This is a genomic window from Halobaculum rubrum (assembly GCF_019880225.1).
Classification (GTDB): Archaea; Halobacteriota; Halobacteria; order Halobacteriales; family Haloferacaceae; genus Halobaculum; species Halobaculum rubrum.
Genome location: NZ_CP082284.1, coordinates 2658059 through 2675258, shown reverse-complemented (window position 1 = coordinate 2675258; position 17200 = coordinate 2658059). Strand labels below are relative to the sequence as shown.

Here is a 17200-nt window from a genome sequence, read left to right as displayed (position 1 = left end):
CGGCGCGAGCCGCTCCCGTCCGTCCGCGCTACCGAAGCTGCCGGACTCGCTCCTCGAGGCAGCACTTCAGGATCGACTTGCCGATCTCCGCGCCGCCGGAGAACGGGTCGAGCTTCGTCTCGCCGAGTCGTTCGTCGTACTCGATCGGCTCCTGGCGGATCCGATAGCCGCGCATCGCCGGTCGAACGAGCAGTTCCGCGGACAGGCCGGTGTTCTCGGTCCACCGGATCGACTCGATCGCGTCCACGTGGTACGCGCGCATCCCGGTCGTCACGTCGTGAATGGTGTGGCCGCAGAGGACGCTCGCGACGGCCGCGAACGCCCGGTTCCCGAGCCGGTTCATCGCCGGCATCGTGTCGGCGCCGTGGTACAGCCGGTCCCCGCTGACCACGTCGTACCCGTCGTTGACTAGCGAGAGGAAGTCAGGAATTCGGTCCATCGGATAAGTGCCGTCACAGTCGGTGGTGATCCGGACCGGGTTGCTCGCCTCGTACAGCGCGCGGCGGACCGCCGCGCCGTAGCCGCTGGGCGGCTGGTCCACGACCCGGGCACCGCGCTCGCGAGCGATGTCAGCCGTGCCGTCGTCGGAGCTGTCGACCACGACGACCTCGGCGCGGCCGTCCGTCGCCGCTTCGATGTCGTCGAGCACCGGTCCGATCGCCTCCGCCTCGTTGTACGCCCCCATGACGACGCTTACGTCGTCGAGGTCGTACGACCGTTGGTCCATACCAGTCGCTCTCGTCGGAGGTTTTTAGGCTTGCCGAAAGTAGGCGATACCGGTCAGAAGAACGGCGCGTACCGGAAGGTGAGGAAGGCACCGACCGTCGAGATGAGGGGGACGACGTTCTGCATCACGACGACGCGGGCGGTCGTCGCGGGGTCGAACAGTTCGCCCGGCGTCGGGATGTCGGCGGCCTCCGCCGCGTCACCGGACGGCGTTTCCTCCGTCTCGCCGCGGACGGCCTCCGAGACGGCGATCGGGCGGGTAGCACGCCCCCATCCGAGGCCGACGATCGACATCGTGGCGATGACGACGAAGCTGGCGGGGATCCCGATGAACGAGAGGAACACCACGAGCGCCGCGGAGATCGACGCGACGACGATCGCGGCCGTCAGCGGGAGTTCGGTGATGTCGCTCCCCATCGTCTCCAGCGTTCGACGGGCGATGGTGAACGAGCCGATCCCGACGGCGAGCCCGCCGATGAGGATACCCGGATTCATTTCTAGTGCACCGGCGCCGACCAGCGGCGCGATGGCGTTCGCGATGTTGGACGTGCCGGAGCTGAACGCCATCAGACAGCCGATCGCGATCACGGCGGCGACGCCGATCGCCTCGCGCCCGCTCGCGTCGTCGTGGATCGAGACGCTCGGCACGATCCCGTCGGACCGATCGATGTCGAACACCACGCCGTCGGTCTCTTGCATCGCGAGCAGGCCGTCGAGTCGATCGTAGAAGTAGCGGCCGATGATGAGCGACACCCAAAAGCCGATGACCGGGGCGACAACCCACCAGATCACGATCCCGCCCATGATCTCCCAGTCGAGCGCGTCGTTCGCGACGCCCAGCCCGGCGATGGCGCCGACGGCGGTCATCGACGTCGAGGCGGGCACGCCGAAGACGTTGCCGACGAACAGCGCCAATCCGATGAAAAACAACACCCCGATACTCGTCTCCAAGGTGAACACGCCGGATGCCGTAACCAGTTCCGAGCCGAGCGTGTCGACGACGCGTCTGCCGATCGTCCACGCACCGACGAAGAAGAACGTCGTCATCAACGCCGCCGCGGTCGACTTCGACACTGCACCGGCCCCCACCGCGGGCCCGAACGCGGGACCGGTCGTCGATCCGCCGATGTTGTAGCCGACGAACATCGAAACGAGCACGCCGACGAGAAGGAGTAGCTCAACCATATTACCGGTATTTCTGGGCGTATCCGCTAAGGTCTTGCTTTCTCAGGATCACGTGTCAGTCGATCGATCAGCGTCGGAAGAGTCGTCAGCCTCGCCCGACGGATCGCTGTCGGCGCCGGCGTCGGCGTCCCCGTTCGCGTCGCTGTCCGGGTCGTCACCGTCGCCGAGCTTTTCGTCGATAGACTGTTTCACCGCCGCGCCCACCTTTTCCTCCACCGTCTCCTCCACCGCCTTCTCCACAGTGTCGCCGACCGTCTGCTCTACCGTCTCCTCCACCGCCTTCTCCACAGTGTCGCCCACCTTCTCCTCCATCGTCCTGTCGACCGTCTCGTCGACCGTCTTCTCCACCGTCTCGTCGACCGTCTCGCCCACCTTCGCTTCTACCGTCTCGCCCACCGTCTCGTCGACCGTCTTCTCCACCGTCTCGTCGACCGTCTCGCCTACCTTCGCTTCTACCGTCTCGCCCACCGTCTTCTCCATCTTCTCCTCTACCGTCTCGCCCACCGTCTCGTCGACCGTCTTCTCCACCGTCGCCCCCACCGTCTCCTCCACGGTCTTGTCCACCGTGTCCGCGACCGTCTTCTCCACCGTCTCACCGACGGACTCGTCGACGGTGTCCGCGACCGTTTCCTCGACCGTTTCCTCGACCGTTTCCTCGACCGTCTGCTGGACCTCTGTGGTCATCCACTGGGGGTCGAACCGGGCCATCTTCCAGCCGATGTGGATGACGAACGAGACGATGACACCCAGCCCGAACGCGACCCCGACCGACGTGCCGAGCACGAGTATCAGCCCGACCGCCAACGCGATCAGGAGGCCGTACGTCAGGTCGACGATGGAGTCGACGCGTTGCGGATTCACCGGTGGCACCCCGAAACCCCGGATCCGTTACTACCGTCCGTGCGCCCCGCCGTTCGGCCCCGTCGCTCGGAGCGAGATACGTGCATACCGATTTTGGTGGCTCGAAGGGCTTAAACTCGCGTGTCGACCGCTGGCTCCGCACGTTCGCCCGACGACGGGATGCCGGGAGGGGCTCGACCGGTGAGGTAACGCGCGGTCCCGGTCGTTCCCAATCGTTGGGATCCACCGCGGTCCCACTTTAGTACCGGTCCATAAGCCGAACATGTATGAGAGATCCGAGAACATCATCGGTGTCGCGGCGGGACGTGCTTCGAACGGCGCTGGCGGGCGGCGTCGCGGCGGCCGGCGGCGGGGCCGCCGCAGCGCCGGCGGCCGCACAGTCGTCCGGCGGGCTCGAGGAGTGGTTCTCCGACGTGAGCAACTACGACGGCGTCGTCGACGAGACCGGCGCGGACTCGGTGACCGTCGAGGTCGGCACGCAGGCGAACGGCGGTGGGTACGGCTTCGGGCCCGCGGCGGTCCGCGTCGACCCCGGAGCGACCGTCACGTGGGAGTGGACGGGGAACGGCGGCTCGCACAACGTCGCCGCCGAGGGTGACGCCTCCTTCGAGTCGGAGCTCGTCGGCGACGCCGGCCACACGTTCGAGCACACGTTCGAGGCGGCGGGCGTCTACCGGTACGCCTGCACGCCGCACAAGGCCCTCGGGATGAAAGGCGCCGTCGTCGTCGGCGACGCCGCGGTCGGCGGGTCGGGCGACGGCGGTGGATCCGACGGAACCAGCAGCAGCGGCACTGAAACGTCGTCTACGACCGAACCCGCCGGTGGGACGAACGAGTCAGCCGGCGGCGGCGCGGACGGCGGGTCCGGTGGCGACGGCGGTGGCGCCGGGGATGCCCCGGCGCTGCTGTTGCTCGGCGGCGGCATCGGCGCGGTACTGTCGCCGCTCGTGTTCGGGCTGTTCATGCTCCTGTTCGGTGACGACGACGATGGACAGGGAGGCGCCGATCCCGGATACAGAACCGACGGCGGGAGCCGGTCGGCGGGTGCCGCAGACGACGGGGCGAGGTGACCGGCCGTGGCTCGCGCGCGACTCGAGGTGACGCTCCCGGAGGACGTGTGGGTCGGGGAGGTAACCCGGTCACATCCGGACGCGACGCTGTCGGTGCTGTCGGTGCTGCCGACCGAACGCGGCGGGGTTGCGCTCGTCGCGCTGCGTGGCGACGACGCGCCGTCGGTGGTCCGCGACATCGATGCCGCCGACGGCGTTGACGAGGTCGAACTCCAGCGAGCGGCCGAGGACGTTCGCGAGGCGATCATTCGGGTCGAGACGACGGACGCCAGGCTGCTGTTGCCGCTGCTCGACTCGCGACTTCCCGTCGAGTATCCGGTCGAGGTGGCGAGGGGGACGGCCAAGCTCACGGTCGCCGGCTCGCGCGATCGGCTCTCGGCGTTCGCGACCGCGCTGGAGACGATGGGGATGGACTACGTCGTCGACTACGTTCACGACGCGATCGACGCCGAGGACCTCCTCACCGACGGGCAGCGGGAGTTGCTCGCATCGGCGATACGGACCGGCTACTACGACACCCCGCGCGAGACCACGCTGACCCAACTCGCGGACCAGCATGGGATCGCCAAGTCGACTGCGAGCGAACGGCTCCACCGCGCCGAGGGAAAGGTGATCAAGCGGTTCGCGGACGACGCGCTCGACGTCGAGTCGGACCGGTCGCCGCTCGCGCCGACGAACGACTGACGCACTCTCCCGACTGGCGCGTCGGCCGTGTGGGGTGGACCGATCCATCCCGGCGATCACTTCGGTTCCGTGTCGGTGCTCCCGATCGGTGACCCCCACGTCGATCGGGTCGATCTCCGTCGGTCGAGTTCGTCCGTCCACGCCCAGGGTACCCGAACCAACGCCGTTTTTTGTTCTCGATGAGTGGCCTCGCCAATGGATCTACGACGGTTGATGGCGACAGCGATCGTCAGCGTCACCGGCCTAGGACTGGCCGGTGTCGCTGTGTCGTCCCTGTCGAGCGGCGTTCCCGGCCTCCCGGGTGGGATCATCGTCGGCGCCGTACTCGTGCTCGGCGGGGCGTTCGCGATCGCGGGGCCGATGCTGTACCGGAGTACCGTCACGTCCGACCACCTCCTTCGGGTCGCCGGGTGGAACACGCTCGGCGTCGTCGTGACGGTCGCGGTCCTCGCGCTCGTCGGAACGTTCCAGGCGGCCGATGGGGGGCGCGTCGCCGCTCCCCTGCTCTCGGGAGCGGTGATCGTCGGCGTCAGCGCCTTCGCACACGTGCTGATCGGTGTCAACGACGTCAGACGGATCCGGGCTCGGACGGTCGCCGACCAGCGGCGAAAGGCGGCCGTGGTGAATCGGTTCGTCCGTCACGATCTCCGTCACGCGGCACAGATGCTGATCGGCTACAGCGACCGGATCCCGAACGGGTCGGGCGGCGACGACGCCGAGGAAGCTACCGACGGGGGCGACGGCGCGAACACCGACGTCGCGGCGAAGATCGTGTCGATCGCCCGGCAGTTGAACGAGACGCAATCGCGCGTCAAAGTCATCGACGAACTGCTCGAGGGCGATCCGGACACCCGCGCGTCCGTAGTGGTGAGCGACTCGATCGAGGAGCGCCGCAGTTCGCTGACCGACGGGCATCCCGACGCCTCGCTTCGGATCGACTCGGACGGCACCCCCGCGGTCCGCGGCGGCGACCACGTCGTGACCGCGGTCGTCGAGCTGGTCGAGAACGCGCTGGAGCACGGCGGCGACCCCGTGGACGTCCGGGTCCGAGAACGGCGGGTCGGCGACGAGGTCGAGATCCGCGTCGTCGACGACGGCGACGGGTTCCCGGCCGACGAGCGCGCGCTGATCAACGACGACGAGGCCGAGACGCAACTGCGCCACAGCAGCGGCATGGGGCTGTGGCTCTCGAAGTGGGTGATCGAGTTCTACGGCGGGTCGTTGACGATCGGGACGAACGAACGCGGGGACAGCGAGGCGACGGTGAGACTGCCGGTCGCTGCGGGCTCGAAGAGTTCGTAGCGCTCGGATCGTCCGACGCTACGGCGAGGGATCGAACACGTCCGGGTTCTCCTCGCCGTCGACCGAGAGGATTCCGAGCATCCCCTTGCGCGCGACACGCGAGAGCGCGTGGTCGACGAGTTTGATGTCCTCCGGCACGGGGAAGTCCATGGTTCCGACCATGCAGCTTCCCGGCGGGACGTTCATCGTCTGGACGAACCGTTCGGGGTTGCTCGCGAGCGCCCCGTCGCGGTAGGCCTCGGTCCAGACGTTGCCGATGGGGTGGAAGTTGCTGTTCAGGTTCGGACCACCGTCGACCATGAACATGCGGGCGGTCTCGCCGGTCTCGGCGCTCAACGCGCCGAAGCGGTCGGGCGTGAGCCCGTACTTCTGCCCGTTGAGCACGACGTACGTCGGGTCCTCCGCCTTCATCGACTCCAGGTCGAAGCTGTGACGCCCCTTCTCGCCGGCGGGCTTGTCCGTGTAGATCTCGTGTTGGCCGACGTAGAACTCGCGGTCGACCTCAGGGAGTCCGTCCTCCGGCTCGACGAGGATCATCCCGAACATCCCCGAGGCGATGTGGTAGTCCAGGTTCGGGACGGCACAGTGGTAGATGAAGGCGCCGGGGTACTCCGCACGGAACTGGATCGTTGCCGACTCGCCGGGCGCGACTGTCGTGTCCTCGGCGCCGCCGCCGGGCCCGTAGCAGGCGTGGAAGTCGACGTTGTGCGGCATCGCGTTCTCCTCGGCGTTCGTCAGGGTCACCCGGACGGTGTCGCCGCGGCGGACGCGGACCATCGGGCCCGGGATCTGCCCGTCGAACGTCATGTAGTCGTAGACCACGCCGTCCTCGATCTCCGCGCGCACCTCGCGAGCGACCATGTCGACTTCGACGGTCTCCGACGTGTCACGGTCGATCGGGTCCGGGACGTCAGTCGGGTCCGCGGCGACGCGCTTCCTCGTCGGCTTGCCGCTTTTCTTCTCGGTGGTCTTTCGTGCGGTCTCGGTCTGGGTGTCGGTCGGCGCGTTCGCGGAACACCCGGCGAGGGCGGCCCCGCCCGCACCGGTTCCGAGCGCTTTCAGCGTCGTACGTCGTGTTGTGGGCATCAGTGGGTACCTCGCAGTTGCACGTATGGGCTGACACCCTATCAACCGAGTTCGTGGTTCCCGACTGCGCGGGACCCGGCCGAACAAGTTCGCGTGCCGGGTGAACGGAAGTCGGTGGCCGTCGGGGGACCGATCGATCGAGATCCGATGGCCAGAAAGCAGGAAGAACGACGACGGCGGGCGTCCCGGGGGGATCCGCTCCCGGTCAGTCGTCGTCCTCGAGGAACGGCCGAACCGCACCGCCGGCGGGGACGCGGTCGGGGTCGTCGGCGACGCGGCGGGCGGTCAGCTTCGCGGCCACGTCGTAGGTGAACAGCGCCGTCCCGAGGATGATCAGCGTGTCGCCGGGGAGCCGCGCCCAGAACAGCGACTGGATCAGCGGCCGGTTGTAGAACGCCAGCGAGCGCGCGGCGTCGTACCCCTGCGTGAACGACACCTCAAGCTGGATGAACCCGACCGGGAGGACGCTGACGAACACCATCAGCGCGAGGCCGACGTTCCACAGCCAGAACGCCCACCGGAGGCGCCGCCCGCTCCAGTTCGAGACGGTGAACCGGAGCACGTAGATCGCCATGCCGATAGCGAGGAAGCCGAACGCGCCGAACATGGCGGCGTGGGCGTGGCCGACCGTGAGGTAGGTGCCGTGCTCGTAGTAGTTGATCAGCGGGAGATTGATGAAGAAGCCGAGCACGCCGGCCCCGACGAAGTTCCACACTCCCGAGGCGATGATGAACATGAACGGCAGCGTGTACGGGAACGCCTCGCCGCTGTTCGCGAGCGCGCGGTACTCGTTGATCGCCTCGAAGAGGATGAACACCAGCGGGATCAGCTCCAGCGTGGAGAACACGCTCCCGAGCGGGACCCAGACGTCCGGCATCCCGATCCACCAGTAGTGGTGGCTGACGCCGATGACGCCGGTGCCCATCACGAGCAGCGCCTCCAGCAGGACGGCCTTCTCGGCCGAGCGGCGCCGCAGGAGGTTCATCGACACCAAGGTCATCGCGACGACGGCGACGATGAAGAACTCGAAGGCGCCCTCGACCCACATGTGGACGACCCACCAGCGCCAGAACTCGGTCACCGCGATGTTCGTCTTCGGGGTGAACAGGAACCCCGCGGTGAACAGCAGCGCGATGGAGCCGCCGGCGTAGAGGATCATGTGCGCGAGCCCGTACGGCGGCTCGCGCTTCAACAGCGGTTTCAGCCCGCGTGCGGCGAGGGCGGCCCACGCGAGGAAGCCCACGAGCAGGCCGGCCTGCCAAAGCTTTCCGACCTCCAAGTACTCCAGGCCCTCGTTGCCGAGGATCCACCACAGGTCGCCGTCGAAGTACCCGTGGGCACCGAGCCAGATGCCGGTGAGCCCGCCCGCCACGACGACGACCAACGCGACGAGGAGGCCCTTCACGTACCGCGCCTGGTTGTCGGGCTCGTACCCAGTCAACAGCGGCGGGAGGAACAGTCCCGCGCCCAGCCACAGCGTGGCGATCCAGAGGATCCCCAGGTCGATGTGCCACGTCTTCGCCATTGCGAACGGCAGCAGCTGGAGGACATCGATTCCCAAGCCGGGGATCGTCTCCAGGCCGAAGAACGCGTGTCGTTCGATGTAGTAGTGTGCGAGCAGCCCCCCGAGCAGTGTCTGTACGAGGAACAGCAACGCCGCGACGGGAACGAACCACAGCGCGGCCGACTGGCTCGGGAGGAGGTCGATGTCGTCCGGATGCGGCACGTCGACCCCCTCCGCAGAGGGCTCAGGGAGGTCGACCGACGAGTACAGCCAGATCCCCACGCCGGCGCCGGCGACGAGCAGCACCATCGCGATGACGCTCCAGGTCATCGCGGACGCGCCGGGGGTGTTGCCGGCGGCGGGCGCGGGCGGCCAGTCGTTCGTGTAGCTGTGGTCGGCGCCCGGGCGGTCGGTGTGTGAGAACCACGCGGTCCACAGCGCGAAGTCGGCGAAGCGCCGCGCGTCCTCCTCGGAGTCGATCATGTCGACGGGGACGCCGCGGGCGTCCGAGCCCTCGTGGTACCGCTCGACGTACTCCTCTCTGACCTGCTCGTGGGCGTACGCCTCGGCGGCGGAGTACTCGATGACCCCGTCGCCGGGCGTTCCGTCGTCGAGGTCCGACTTCACGAGCGAGTCGACGGCGGCTTGCTCCTCGGCGGGGAGGTCGCCGTAGGCGTCGCCGTAGCGCTCCTCGGCGTAGTAGTCGCGCATCGCCTCGGTCTTGAGATCGAGCGCGTCGGCGGTGTAGTCGGGGCCGAAGTACGCCCCGTTGCCGAGGATCGACCCGTGATTCATCAACCCGTCCTGCTGGAAGGCGACCTTCCCTGCCTGGACGTCGTCGCCGGTCGCGATCGTCTCGCCGTCGGGACCGACCACGCGGTCGGGGACGGGCGGCGCCTTCTCGTACGCCAACGCGGCGCCGGCGCCCATCACGACGAGGTTCACGACGAACGCCACGACGAGCGCCTTCGCCAGCGTGCGTCTCGTTACTCGCATGCGGTCGGCAGTACTCGAGTCGTGTGGTTTACTCCACCCTCCGTTCCGATCGCCCGGGGACGGCGGCGAATATATTCAATGTCCGTCCCTGACAGGATGGCCGCCTCGGCCGCCGTGAGGAGTGTCCGTTCGGTGAACGGTGAACGAGAGTATACGCGGTGGTTTCAACAGCAGTACATGAACGGATACATCAGCGCGACGCGGTCCCCGTCCGCCAACTCGGTATCGAACCCGCCGAGGTGCTCGTTGAACCGACCGTTGATGGCGATCCGCGCGTACGCCCGCGTGCGATCACCCTCGTGATTCGCCGTGAAATCGTCGGGGAGCTCATCCGGTTCGGGCGCCCAGCCGTGAGCGACCTCCTCCTCCGGCGTTTCGGCGATGAGGAACTCGGCCACGTCGTGCTCCTCGAGGAACGCTTCCAGGAACGCACGGAGCGTCGTCCCCTCGAAGGTGTATTCGAACCGGTGTTCCGGCAGGGCGTCGTACAGCCGTCCGGTCCCCTTCACTTCGACGGTAGTGGCGGTTCGCTCGTCCTCACGCTCGACTCCCTCGGTATCGACGGTACTCATGGAGCTATATCAGGGGCCTGCGTCCCTCAACGACGCCCCGAACATGTTCGTAACGGTCCGGGTGATTCCCGAGGGATACCTCAGTCGGCGTGAGACGGCGGCGCCCCTTCCCCGACCGCGCTCTCGCCCGCGCGCTCCGCGGACGTGAGGTAACACTGCGGGTCGCGCGCGCCGAACTCCCCCTCGACGGTGAGTGCGCGCAGTCGCGACGCCCCTCGACAGATGTCCCGATACGAACAGGAGCGACACTCCTCGCCGAGGCTGTCCGGGCGATCGCGTAGCCGGGCGAGGAGGGAGTTCGATTCGTCCTCCCAGATGTCGCCGAACGGGCGATCCCGGACGTTCCCCAGCGAGTACGACTGCCAGAACTGCGTCGCGTGGACGTTCCCCTGGTAGTCGATGTCGGCGACGCGTTCGCCGGCGGGGTCGCCGCCGTTGACCTCGAGGTACCGGCGGACGCGCTCGGCGCGCTCGGGGCCGAACTCGCGGCGCGCGTACTCGACGAGATAGGCGGCGTCACAGTAGTTGCCGACCAGCAGCGTCTCGATCTCCTCGCCGTCCTCGTAGTACTCGCGCGTGAGGTCGACGAGACGCCGGACCGCGTCGCGGCGCGTGTCGGGCGTGATATCGGCGTCTGGAACGCCCCGTCCGCCGTACGCGAGGTGATAGAAGCAGAACCGATCGACGCCCACGTCGGTGAGCAGGTCGACCACCTTCTCCATGTCCGGCACGGTGTCCTCGGTGACGGTGTAACGCAGCCCGGTCTTCAGTCCCACGTCGAGGCACGCCTCGATGCCGTCGACGGCGGCGTCGAACGCGCCCTCCTGGCCGCGGAAGGCGTCGTTCACCTCCCGACGGCCGTCGACCGAGATGCCCGCGTACGCGAGGCCGGCGTCGCGGAGTTCGCGCGCGCGGTCGCGGGTGATCAACGTTCCGTTGGTCGACAGTACCGGGCGGATCCCGGCGTCGCGGGCGTGCGAGACGAGTTCGGGGATGTCCTCGCGCACGAGGGGTTCGCCGCCCGAGAACAACACGACCGGGACGCCGTAGTCGGCGAGTTCGTCGAGCATTCCCTTCGCCTCGGCCGTCGAGAGCTCCCCGGGAGCCGCCCCCACGTCGGCGCCGGCATAACAGTGGGCACACGAGAGGTTGCACCGCTTGGTCCCGTTCCAGACGACGACCGGGCGCTCCTGTTTCCGCTCGCGGATCTGTTCGGCCGTGGAGTCCGCGTCGCCGTACCGGAGCCCGTCGCCCTCGGCGTCGAGGTTGTACAGCAGTTTGCTGACGGAGATCACGGCTCGACACCCCCCTCACTGTCCGTGTCGCCATCGACGTCGACTGTCGCGGGCGGTTCGTACTCGGCGCCGAGGTCACGGTCGCTGAACCGGGCGACCCGGTCGCTGCGTGCCAACCACTGCGTCGACGCGTCTGGGAACAGCGTGCTCGCCTGTTCGTGTGCCACGTCCGCCGAGGGGGCGGTGACGCTGCCCGCGTGTCGGAGCGGGTCGCCCGACGACTCGCGGAGGAACACCTCCCACTCCGGGACGTCGTCCGCCCGTGGCTGGCGTACCGGCGTGCGCTGGTCGGAGTCTGCCATCACTCCCGACACCGGCGGGAAGCCCTACGGCGTTCACGACGACTCCCAGCGAGTGGGAATCGAGAGGCTCCGCTTATTCACACCGACGCTACGGGGGAGTGATGACCGATCGATCACTCGACCGGCGAACGGTACTGCGCGCGACCGGACTGGCGGCTGTCGGCGGCCTCACCGGGCTAGCCGGCTGTTCCGGGGGGGGCTCCGGCGGCGGATCCGGAGACGGCATGGAGACCGAGGAGCCGACACCGACGCCGACCGAGAGCGGCGGCGACTCCGGCGGGTCCGGGAGCGCTTCCTTCGACGGCTGGTTCGACAACGTGGACAACTACGACGGCGTCGTCGACGAGACGGGCTCGGACGCGGTGACCGTCGAGGTCGGCACGGAGGCGAACGGCGGTTACTACGGCTTCGGACCCGCCGCGGTGCGCGTGTCCGCCGGGACGACCGTCACCTGGGAGTGGACCGGACAGGGGGCGAGCCACAACGTCGTCGCGGAGGACGGCTCCTTCGAGTCCGAACTCGTCGCGGAGGAAGGGCACACGTTCACCCACACGTTCGAGTCCGCCGGAACGTCGAAGTACGTCTGTGTCCCCCACGAAACGCTGGGCATGAAAGGTGTCGTCGTCGTCGAGTGATCCAGGGACCGAGCACACACGACAGCCACGACGCCCACGACACCCACAATGTTCGACACGAGCCAGCGCCCGATCGTCCTCGTGTGGGAGGCCTCGCGCGCGTGCGAACTCGCCTGTGATCACTGCCGAGCGGAGGCGACACCCGGGCGACACCCGGACGAGCTGACGACCGCGGAGGGCAAGCGTCTCCTGGAGTCGGCCCGCGAGTTCGGCGACGGGCAGGTGGTCGTCCTCTCGGGCGGCGACCCGCTCAAGCGCGACGACCTCGCGGAGCTGATCGCCCACGGCGACGAGAGAGGCCTCCGGATGGCGCTCACGCCGAGCGGGACCGCGTCGCTGACGCGCGAGCGCATCGAGCGGCTCGCGGACGCCGGCCTCCGGCGAGTCGCGCTCAGCATCGACGCCGGCGATCCCGCGGTCCACGACGGCTACCGCGGCGAGCCGGGCGTCTTCGAGGAAACGCTGCGGGCGGCGCGATGGATCCGTGAGTCCGACCTCGGGCTGCAGATCAACACGACCGTCTGTGCGCGCACCGTCGACGAGCTCCCCGCCGTCCGCGAACTGGTCGGCAACCTCGACGCGGTGCGCTGGAGCGTGTTCTTCCTCGTTCCGGTCGGACGGGGGGCGATGCTCGACCCCGTCTCGCCGGAACGGGCGGACGCGGTCATGGACTGGCTCCACAGCGTCGACGAGGACGCCTCCTTCGCGGTCAAGACGACCGAGGCCCCCCACCACACCCGCATCGGCCTCGAACGGCGCGGCGTCGGTCCGGCCGAGCTGGCCCCCGGATCGGGCGCACCCGCGACGCGTCCGAACGTCCGCGCCGGCGACGGCTTCGCGTTCGTCAACCACGTCGGCGACGTGACGCCATCCGGCTTTCTTCCGGAGCCGGCGGGCAACGTCCGCGAGGACGACCTGGTGGACCTGTATCGGAACGCGAACCTGTTCGAGCGGCTGCGCGACCGCGACGCGCTCACGGGGAGATGCGGCGCCTGCGAGTTCCGCGACGTCTGCGGCGGGTCGCGCTCGCGGGCGTACGCCGCCACGGGCGACCCGCTCGCCTCGGACCCGCTGTGCCCGTACGTTCCCGAGGGGTACGACGGTCCGGTTCCGGACCGCGTGGGCGACGCCTGAGCCGGCGCCCCCCGGCGGACTGTCCCCGGACTACTTGTTGCGTCGACCGGCCCCGATGAGGCGCTTCAACAGTGGCCGGTCCGAGGGACGTTCGGCCAACAGCAGCGACGCCTCCACGTCGTCGGCGATGTTCATGTGGAGCGAGTCGCTGACGAGCCGCGAGAGCAGCCCCTGCTCGGTGGCACCGATGAGGACGAGCGTGTTGTCCGCCGCCGCCCGTTCGATCGAGTCCTCCACGTCGCCGGACTCGTCGACGATGCGGTCGGCGTCCTCGAGGTCGTTCTCGGCCGCCCACTCCGCGAGGAACGCCTCGCCGCGGTCGCGGTCCCCGGAACCGTCGGCGACGTGGAGCAGCGAGATCTCCGCGCCGAGGGCCTCGCGGAGCCCGCGGGCGACCTCCGCGCTCAACACGGAGTTGGGACCGCCCGCCGTGGGGAGGAGCACGCGCGAGCAGTCGAGTCCGCGGTCCTTGACGACGAGGAAGTCACACGGCAGGCGGTTGGTCAGCTCGTCGATGGGGCGCTCGGCGCGGGCCGACGCCCACACCCCGTCGTCGGCCCAACCCATCATCACCAGGTCGGGACGGGTACGGTTCGCGCGGTCGAACACGTCCTCGAACGAGCGATGGGTGACCAGCGTCGAGGTCTCCATCTTCGTCTCGTATCGCTCGCCGATGGTGCGAACGTCCGTCAGCAGCTTGTTCGACTCGTCGACGATTCGGTCGTGGTCGGGGCCGCGTCCGCCGGGGTTCGATCCGGACGGGATCTGCACGACGTGAACCACGTGAACGACACCCTTCTCCCGGGTCGACGCGAGCGCGCACGCCATCTCGACGAGCCGGGATTCGGTTCGAGGGTTCGTGATCGGGACGAGGATCCGATAGGAGTCAGGGTCGCGGACGAACTCCTCGACCGTGTCGAACAGCGGCACGTACGAGCGCCCGGCGAGACTCCCGAGCAGCGTTTCGCGGATCGACAGTCTGCGAACGTCCTCGAAGCGGGCCGTCTCGAGGCGCTGTTCGGTGGTCTGATAGTAGTTGACGATCGTGACCAGCACCACCCCGCCGACGGTGTTGCCGACCAACACCGGGATCACGAAGTCGGTCATCGCCAGCAGGAACCCCAGGTCGCCGACGAGCATGAGGTACACCGCCTCGGTGAACGAGACGACGCTGTGATAGAGGTTCCCCAGCGGGATAGTGAGAAAGGCGAGATAGACGACGACGAGCCGGGAGATGGTGTCCTGTGCGGCGAAGTTCATCCAGACGACGCCCGCGACGATCAGCCCGGCGAAGGCCCCCTTGAAGAACAGCTCCCAGGGAGTGGTCTCGTACACGCCCGTCGCCGCCAGATCCGCGGCCACGGCCGCCGCCTCGGGAGAGAACACGCCGCCGTACGCGAGCACGACCGCGCCGATCGCGCCGCCCGTGAAGTTTCCGAGCGCCACGATCGTCCAGTGACGCAACAGCGCCGGCACCGACGCCAGCCGTTCCAGCGTCAACGCGACCGGCGGGAGGGTGTTCTCGGTGTACAGCTGATAGCCGCCGATGATGATGTAGATGAAGCCGATCGGGTACAGCAGCGCCGCGACGACGCTGCTGTCCGTCTGCGGGTACATCGAGGCGTACACCAACAGCGTGATCGTGATCGCGAACCCGCCCGCCAGCGCCGCGAAGAACAACTCGCGCGCGCCGGAGGTGATCTCGTGGTCCGCGTCGGCGACGATCCGCTGAAACACCTCGTCCGATGAGAAGCGGTCCGGAATGACCGATCCCGACTCCGGGACGCCGTTGTCCGTGTGTTCGCGATCGCCGCCGCCGTCGGGGGGCGAGTCGTCGTGCGGAGCAGCCATTGTCCGTACCACCCCCACCTACACAAAGAAGCTTGGTTTCACCGGACGGTCAGCATCCGAGACGTGGAGGGCCGTCGCACAATCACGATCGTGTGGCGGGCCTCGCCGCCGAACAGCTCCCGTTCAGGGCACCGTTCTCACGGTTCCGTGCCGACGATCGCGGTTCCGGTTCCGTGCCGACGATCGCGGTTACGGAAGTACGAGGAGAAAGCCCCGTGTTTTAACGCGGGGATGAATCCGACATCTCTCCCGAAATACCGACCGAACTACCCAAACCGATGGTTTAACTAACTCATCACCCTACCAACAGCCAACCGAGGCGGCCTGCCCGCCCGCTTAATCGGACAGTATCGGGATTCCCTGATTCCACGCAGAAGGCACCTCCTTCTGCCCGGAACACGGGGTGCAGTCAGCAAACGTATCTCCGAATCCCACGCCGGGATAGGAGTACCGGCTGGGTGGCACAGCCAGTAGCTGTCCGTCGGGATGGCTACAAACCGTAACCATCCCAACCCAGCGGTGCGGTACCGTGGGAATCCTCGCCCTTTCAGCGCGGGGAGGATGTCAAGTCTCCTCTTCGGCGGGCGGGGAGGGCGGACGGATCGAGAGCGTGTCGATCCGGCTGTCGTCCATCGCAGTGACCTCGACGGTGTGGTCCTCCACCTCGAGCGAGTCGCCCACTTCCGGGACCCTGTCGAGTCGACCCAGCACCAACCCCGCGAGCGTCTCGAACTCGTCGCTGTGGAACGACGTACCGAGGACGTCGTTGACCGTTCGCAGGGGGGCGCCGCCGTCGGCCTCGTACCCGCCGTCGGCGCGGCGCCGGATCGAGGCCTCGCGCTCGTCGGCGTCGAACTGGTCGCGGATGTCGCCGACGACCGCCTCGACGACGTCCTCGAGGGTCGCGATCCCCTCGAGACTCCCCCACTCGTCGACGACCGCCGCCATCTGCTGGCGCTCGTCGCGGAACTGTATCAGGAGGTCGTCGATCGGCATCGTCTCCGGGACGACGAGCACGTCGCGCGCGATATCGGCGGCGGTGGTGTCGGCCGCCGTCGCGGACTCGCCCGCGCGAAGCACGTCCTTGAGGTCGAGGAAGCCGACGATCTGGTCGGCGTCGTCGGCGTCGACGACGGGATAGCGGGTGTGCTCGGCCGACAGCGCCGTCGATCTGATCGCCGACAGCGTCGCGTCGGTGGGGACGGCGACCACGTCGGGACGCGGCACCATCACCTCCCTGACGACGGTGTCGTCGAGGTCGAACACCCGCTCTATCATCTCGACCTCGCGGGCGTCGACGTTACCCTCGTCGCCCGCCTGAGACAGCACCATGAGGATCTCCCGTTCCTCCAGCGTCTCGTCCGTCTCGGACGCCGGCGGGACGCCGATCAGGCTGGTGAAGGCGTTCGCCGTCCCGTTGAACACGACGAGGCCCGGGTAGAACACGTAGTAGAACAGCTTGAGCGGCGGCGCGACGAGGAGGGCGATCCGCTCTGCGCGGGCGATCGCGATCGTCTTCGGCGCGAGCTCGCCGAAGACCACGTGCAGGAAGGTGATGAAGCCGAACGCGAGCCCGAACGTCACGATGTGGAGGATATCGGGCGGAAGCAACGGCCCGAGCACCGGCTCGACGAGCGACGCCACCGCGGGCTCGCCCGCCCACCCCAGTCCGAGCGAGGCGAGGGTGATCCCGAGCTGGGTCACCGCGAGGTAGTCGTCGAGCGACCCCATCGCCTCCTGAAGCGTGTCCGAGCCGGGACGCCCCTCCTCGACGAGCTGGTCGACGGAGGTGGATCGGACGCGGACGAGGGCGAACTCCGCGGCGACGAAGAAGCCGTTCAACACCACGAGCACCAGCGCGATCAGGAGGCGACCGGCGGCGAAGACGAAATCTACCATTCGCCACCCCGGTGGCGTCGGAACCTATGCGTGCCCGCGAGGACGGGCCGACGAACTGACATACAGGTATACCTCCGTCGGGGTACTTAATTACTCGA

At 68.2% G+C, this 17200-nt stretch carries 15 protein-coding genes; 5 read left to right on the top strand and 10 right to left on the bottom strand.

The annotated features are described in order from the left end of the window. Positions 1–28: 28 nt before the first annotated feature. The 3 genes from K6T25_RS13655 to K6T25_RS13645 are packed head-to-tail and all read right to left on the bottom strand — an operon-like array spanning position 29 to position 2772. Positions 29–727, bottom strand: a complete 699-nt coding sequence (locus tag K6T25_RS13655) for a dolichyl-phosphate hexose transferase (protein WP_222915012.1) — start codon at positions 725–727, stop codon at positions 29–31. Positions 728–780: 53 nt separating this feature from the next. Then, positions 781–1911, bottom strand: coding sequence for an inorganic phosphate transporter (locus tag K6T25_RS13650; protein WP_222915010.1), 1131 nt, complete (start codon positions 1909–1911; stop codon positions 781–783). 48 nt (positions 1912–1959) lie between these two features. Further along, a complete protein-coding gene (locus K6T25_RS13645) occupies positions 1960–2772 on the bottom strand; it encodes a DUF445 family protein (RefSeq protein ID WP_222915008.1) in 813 nt (270 codons plus the stop codon). Between the two features lie 266 nt (positions 2773–3038). Here K6T25_RS13645 and K6T25_RS15720 point away from each other — a divergent pair, with 266 nt between their 5' ends. The 3 genes from K6T25_RS15720 to K6T25_RS13630 all read left to right on the top strand — a co-directional run bounded on the left by K6T25_RS15720 (position 3039) and on the right by K6T25_RS13630 (position 5828). Beyond that, a complete protein-coding gene (locus K6T25_RS15720; RefSeq protein ID WP_222915006.1) occupies positions 3039–3842 on the top strand; it encodes a halocyanin domain-containing protein in 804 nt (267 codons plus the stop codon). A gap of 6 nt (positions 3843–3848) precedes the next feature. Beyond that, complete coding sequence (locus K6T25_RS13635; RefSeq protein WP_222915005.1) at positions 3849–4526, top strand: helix-turn-helix domain-containing protein; 678 nt, start codon at positions 3849–3851, stop codon at positions 4524–4526. Positions 4527–4721: 195 nt separating this feature from the next. After that, positions 4722–5828, top strand: coding sequence for a sensor histidine kinase (locus K6T25_RS13630; protein WP_222915003.1), 1107 nt, complete (start codon positions 4722–4724; stop codon positions 5826–5828). An 18-nt stretch (positions 5829–5846) separates the two neighbouring features. On the opposite strand, the gene nirK is transcribed toward K6T25_RS13630, so the two are convergent. The 5 genes from nirK to K6T25_RS13605 form a co-directional block, all read right to left on the bottom strand. Beyond that, complete coding sequence (gene nirK, locus K6T25_RS13625; protein ID WP_345778224.1) at positions 5847–6914, bottom strand: copper-containing nitrite reductase; 1068 nt, start codon at positions 6912–6914, stop codon at positions 5847–5849. Between the two features lie 205 nt (positions 6915–7119). Beyond that, positions 7120–9414, bottom strand: a complete 2295-nt coding sequence (locus K6T25_RS13620) for a nitric-oxide reductase large subunit (RefSeq protein ID WP_222915001.1) — start codon at positions 9412–9414, stop codon at positions 7120–7122. 164 nt (positions 9415–9578) lie between these two features. Beyond that, positions 9579–9986 carry a MoaD/ThiS family protein gene (locus K6T25_RS13615; RefSeq protein WP_222914999.1) on the bottom strand — a complete coding sequence of 136 codons (408 nt, stop codon included), beginning with the start codon at positions 9984–9986 and terminating at the stop codon, positions 9579–9581. An 80-nt stretch (positions 9987–10066) separates the two neighbouring features. Continuing rightward, positions 10067–11281, bottom strand: a complete 1215-nt coding sequence (locus K6T25_RS13610) for a TIGR04347 family pseudo-SAM/SPASM protein (protein WP_222914997.1) — start codon at positions 11279–11281, stop codon at positions 10067–10069. Further along, the gene (locus K6T25_RS13605; protein ID WP_222914995.1) at positions 11278–11583 is read right to left on the bottom strand and encodes an Htur_1727 family rSAM-partnered candidate RiPP; all 306 of its coding nucleotides are present in this window, start codon (positions 11581–11583) and stop codon (positions 11278–11280) included. The genes K6T25_RS13610 and K6T25_RS13605 overlap by 4 nt, the downstream gene beginning before the upstream one ends. Before the next feature lie 101 nt (positions 11584–11684). Here K6T25_RS13605 and K6T25_RS13600 point away from each other — a divergent pair, with 101 nt between their 5' ends. Next, positions 11685–12218 carry a halocyanin domain-containing protein gene (locus K6T25_RS13600; protein ID WP_222914993.1) on the top strand — a complete coding sequence of 178 codons (534 nt, stop codon included), beginning with the start codon at positions 11685–11687 and terminating at the stop codon, positions 12216–12218. Between the two features lie 48 nt (positions 12219–12266). Beyond that, a complete protein-coding gene (locus K6T25_RS13595) occupies positions 12267–13352 on the top strand; it encodes a TIGR04053 family radical SAM/SPASM domain-containing protein (RefSeq protein ID WP_222914991.1) in 1086 nt (361 codons plus the stop codon). A gap of 30 nt (positions 13353–13382) precedes the next feature. On the opposite strand, the gene K6T25_RS13590 is transcribed toward K6T25_RS13595, so the two are convergent. Both K6T25_RS13590 and K6T25_RS13585 read right to left on the bottom strand, forming a co-directional pair. Beyond that, entirely contained in the window at positions 13383–15203 is a 1821-nt protein-coding gene (locus tag K6T25_RS13590; RefSeq protein WP_222914990.1) for a formate/nitrite transporter family protein, read from the bottom strand. A gap of 564 nt (positions 15204–15767) precedes the next feature. Then, positions 15768–17102 (bottom strand): hemolysin family protein, encoded by a 1335-nt coding sequence (locus tag K6T25_RS13585; protein ID WP_222914988.1) that lies wholly within the window; start codon positions 17100–17102, stop codon positions 15768–15770. Positions 17103–17200 lie beyond the last annotated feature (98 nt).

Bases quoted from the DNA above. Each gene is read 5' to 3' on its own strand.
- K6T25_RS13655 (WP_222915012.1), bottom strand. From the start codon at position 727: ATGGACCAACGGTCGTACGACCTCGACGACGTAAGCGTCGTCATGGGG.
- K6T25_RS13650 (WP_222915010.1), bottom strand. From the start codon at position 1,911: ATGGTTGAGCTACTCCTTCTCGTCGGCGTGCTCGTTTCGATGTTCGTC.
- K6T25_RS15720 (WP_222915006.1), top strand. From the start codon at position 3,039: ATGAGAGATCCGAGAACATCATCGGTGTCGCGGCGGGACGTGCTTCGA.
- K6T25_RS13630 (WP_222915003.1), top strand. From the start codon at position 4,722: ATGGATCTACGACGGTTGATGGCGACAGCGATCGTCAGCGTCACCGGC.
- nirK (WP_345778224.1), bottom strand. From the start codon at position 6,914: ATGCCCACAACACGACGTACGACGCTGAAAGCGCTCGGAACCGGTGCG.
- K6T25_RS13620 (WP_222915001.1), bottom strand. From the start codon at position 9,414: ATGCGAGTAACGAGACGCACGCTGGCGAAGGCGCTCGTCGTGGCGTTC.
- K6T25_RS13615 (WP_222914999.1), bottom strand. From the start codon at position 9,986: ATGAGTACCGTCGATACCGAGGGAGTCGAGCGTGAGGACGAGCGAACC.
- K6T25_RS13605 (WP_222914995.1), bottom strand. From the start codon at position 11,583: ATGGCAGACTCCGACCAGCGCACGCCGGTACGCCAGCCACGGGCGGAC.
- K6T25_RS13600 (WP_222914993.1), top strand. From the start codon at position 11,685: ATGACCGATCGATCACTCGACCGGCGAACGGTACTGCGCGCGACCGGA.
- K6T25_RS13595 (WP_222914991.1), top strand. From the start codon at position 12,267: ATGTTCGACACGAGCCAGCGCCCGATCGTCCTCGTGTGGGAGGCCTCG.
- K6T25_RS13590 (WP_222914990.1), bottom strand. From the start codon at position 15,203: ATGGCTGCTCCGCACGACGACTCGCCCCCCGACGGCGGCGGCGATCGC.
- K6T25_RS13585 (WP_222914988.1), bottom strand. From the start codon at position 17,102: ATGGTAGATTTCGTCTTCGCCGCCGGTCGCCTCCTGATCGCGCTGGTG.